Origin of the sequence: Mycoplasmopsis agalactiae 14628 (assembly GCF_000266865.1) — a bacterium.
In the GTDB taxonomy this organism is placed as follows: Bacteria; Bacillota_I; Bacilli_A; order Mycoplasmatales; family Metamycoplasmataceae; genus Mycoplasmopsis; species Mycoplasmopsis agalactiae_A.
Genome location: NZ_AJPR01000005.1, coordinates 1 through 3,527 on the forward strand (window position 1 = coordinate 1; position 3,527 = coordinate 3,527).

Genomic DNA, 3,527 nt, shown 5'->3' on the forward strand with positions numbered 1-3,527 from the left:
CGATTCAAATGAATGTTTGTCACCGTGTTTTTTGTATCTTTCGACTGCTTCTTTCGCTAGGTTTGAGAACTCGTCTTCAAATATTTCTGCTGTTTCTTTGGCTGATTCAGATGAATGTTTGTCACCGTGTTTTTTGTATCTTTCGACAGCAGCTTTAACTAATTTTGAAAAATCATCACTGAATAATTCGGCTGTTTCTTTGGCTGATTCGGATGAATGTTTGTTTCCGTGTCTTTCATACCTAGCAATGGATTCTTTAACTAATTTTGAGAACTCATCACTAAATATTTCTGCAGTTTCATTGGCTGCTTCAAATGAATGCTTGTCACCGTGTTTTTTGTATCTTTCGACTGCTTCTTTCGCTAGGCTTGAGAACTCATCACCGAATAATTCTTTAGTTATTTCAATAAGACTAATTAAATAGTCAGTGTGTTTATCAAGTTTATCAACTAATTCAGCAGCATATCTTTCTTCTGCTTTTTTAACTTTATCAGCATTTGAATCATCAAATAATTCTTTTGTAAGCTTAGATGCAGATTCAGCCATCTTTTTGGCTCTAATTTCAGATTGAATCTTTGCAATTTTATTAATTGCATCAGCAATTTCCTTTCTTATCTTCTTAACTTCTTCTAGTTCTTTATTAATTTGTCTTATTAATAAATCTTCATACTTTTTATAAGCAATTCATCATGGATCAATTAATTGCAAATCACTAATATCTAGTCCGCTTATACTATCTCTAAATTTAGATTTTCATTGACTTCTAAAATTAAGAATTTTTTCATTATTCTTTTTAATATCTTCTAGTATTTTGTTAACTAAATCTTGCAAGCGTTTTTCTTCAGATTTTATTTCAGCTTTAGATGGATGTATGTCTATATCAAGTCCAGAAATGGAGTCTCTGTAAATTCTTGCTTTAACCTCATCAATTGCCTTAGCATAGTCGTCATTAAATAACTCAGCAGTTAATTTAGCTGATTCATTTCTGTGCTTTCTGCCATGATTTTCATATCTTTTTTTAGCATCCTTAACTAAATTTGAAAAATAATCGCTGAATAATTCACCTGTATCACTAGCTGATGCTCTAAATGCTTTATTACTGTCTATTTGATTTTTGCCTCAGGTATCTAGCTCAATTTTATTAATGTTTTCGCCAATAGCACTATCAGCAAAAATACTATTTCAGTCAACCTTTGGCTTATTATTCTTTTCATCAGTTCTATCAATGATATTTAATTTGCCAGGTTGTGAATTGGTTCCACCAGGAAGTACTCCACCATTTCGCGGTATTTCATTAATTAAAGCGCTGTCATTTTCTGCATTTGACACCACGCAAGCTGAAGAAATTAAAGGGGTAGCTAAAGCTAAAAGGCCAGCTTTTACCAATAGTCTTTTTTTCATATAAAAATGCCTCATACTAAGAAAATATAAATAAAGAAATTAAAAAGAATTATAATATAGCACTCTTCTAGAACCTTCATTTTTGGCTTCTTTAAGCAAAAAAATTAAAAAATATGGAAACTTTTCCATAATATTGAACATTCTTGTTTCTTGCTTGGTTGTTTTAATGATATTGATGGCTGTTTTTATCCGGCTTTTTGCGTTGCTTATTTGCTATTCTATTTCTTCAGCAAACTAACAACAAAAGAAAATGCGCTGCAAGTTGTGCAACACATTTTAAGTAGGCAAACAAACTTAATGATTAATGGTTATTAATCTCATAATATTTTGTAAAGTCAAATTCTTGAGCATAAACAGTTGGGCTAAATTCACCATTTTTTAATGCTAGTTTTGCTTCTATTCTATATCTTTTATCTGCAGTCTTAGCAACAAAAATACCTTTAAGTGTTTGTGCTTTGTTAGAGTAGCCACCAATAGTAACTAAATGTGGATCATCATTTTCAGAGTTAATTTGTGGATAGTAATTTAGCAACTTACGATTAATTATAATTCCTGGAATAACTTGATTGTAGTTATTCACATCACCAGTGGTTGTAGATGTTAAGGTTCCTTTAGAAACGCTAATTATTCCATCCTGTGCTTTGATTGCACTATCAAAAATTTCCATTAATTCATAGGCAGTCGCCACATCAAAATTATCACTTAATAGAAATAGCGAATTGTGTTTTAAATATGTTTTAAGTATTGGCAGCGCTAACTCTTTTAACTCACTGTCTTCAAATACTCAATCTCAGTCCTTAGATGATAAAACAGTAGGTTTGTTAGCTTTATCTCATTTTATCAAAAGTGCTCTTCATTTAGCATTATTGAATAAGTCAGTGTATTCGTCGCTAAATAATTCTTTTGTATCTATAGCTGCAGAATATTCATCAAATTTGACTTTATTGATCTTAAAGTTTTCGTTTAAGTAATCTTTAACAATTTTGTCAATTTGTTTTTTGGTTAAATAAGCATCAATATCTAGGCCTGATTTTGAGTCTCTGTAGAGTCTTGCTTTGACTTCTTCTATGGCTTTTTTATAGGCATCGCTGAATATTGCAGTAGCTTCTTTAGCAGCTAAATACTCACTAATTTTTGCCTTATTATTTCAGAAGTTTTCATCCAAGTAATCTTTAACAATTTTGTCAATTTGCTCTTTGGTTAAATAAACATCAATATCAAGGCCTGATTTTGAGTCTCTGTAGAGTCTTGCTTTGACTTCTTCTATGGCTTTTTTATAGGCATCACTGAATATTGCAGTAGCTTCTTTAGCAGCTAAATATTCGCTAATTTTTGCCTTGTTGACTCAGAAGTTTTCATCTAGGTAATCTTTAACAATTTTGTCAATTTGTTTTTTGGTTAAATAAGCATCAATATCAAGGCCTGATTTTGAGTCTCTGTAGATTCTTTCTTTAATATTGTTCTTAACTTTTTCAACTCATTTTCGATGCTCATCGCTGAATATTTCACTAGTGATATCAGAAGCAGAAACCTTGTTATTAATTAATTCAATTTCATCTTCAGCTTTAGCTATTTCTTTTTCTTCATCAGCTCTTGCTTTTCTATCTAATACTTCTTTAATTAAATCAGTGTATGTGTCATCGAAGATTCTTGCCACATCTCTTACTGCTTTTAATTCATTTAATTTATCTAAGTTAAGTTCCAAATTTTCGTTTAGAACTCTTTCTACTCACTTGTTTAATTCTTCTTTAGTTCAGTGAATGCTAATGTCTAAACCTGAAGCAGAATCATTGTAGATTTTAGGGCTAATTTCCTTATCTCTTTTAGTTCTTTCTATATCTTTTAGATGATTATTACTAAATAAGTCAGCTGTCACTTTTGATGCTGCAGATAAATGCTTGTCTAAATATCTTTTCTTTTTATCTAGTTCAGCTTTGTATTTTTCCGCAGCAAGTTTGATCTTGTCATCATCTTTTTGATTGAATAGAAACTCAGCATTTCTGGCTGATTCATAGACATGTTTGTCTAAGTGTTTTTTATATCTTTCAACAGCTTCTTTAGCTAAGCTTGACAACTCATCATTGAATATTTCTGCAGTCTCATTTGCTGATTCTGATGAGTGTCTG

Annotated in this window: 2 protein-coding genes and 2 pseudogenes; all 4 read right to left on the minus strand. The window is 30.9% G+C overall.

The window, feature by feature from the left end:
* Positions 1-894: MAG6090-like repeat-containing lipoprotein (locus MAGB_RS04635; protein ID WP_420329212.1), on the minus strand; the 894-nt coding region annotated here is incomplete at its 3' end.
* Positions 873-1,068 (minus strand): annotated as a pseudogene (locus MAGB_RS04640) (hypothetical protein); the annotation flags it as partial. The pseudogene MAGB_RS04640 and the gene MAGB_RS04635, both read right to left, overlap by 22 nt.
* A gap of 267 nt (positions 1,069-1,335) precedes the next feature.
* A pseudogene (locus MAGB_RS04645) lies at positions 1,336-1,416 on the minus strand (lipoprotein, MAG6090 family); the annotation flags it as partial.
* Between the two features lie 286 nt (positions 1,417-1,702).
* The coding region (locus tag MAGB_RS01205; RefSeq protein ID WP_050899986.1) for an MAG6090-like repeat-containing lipoprotein at positions 1,703-3,527 on the minus strand (1,825 nt) is incomplete at its 5' end.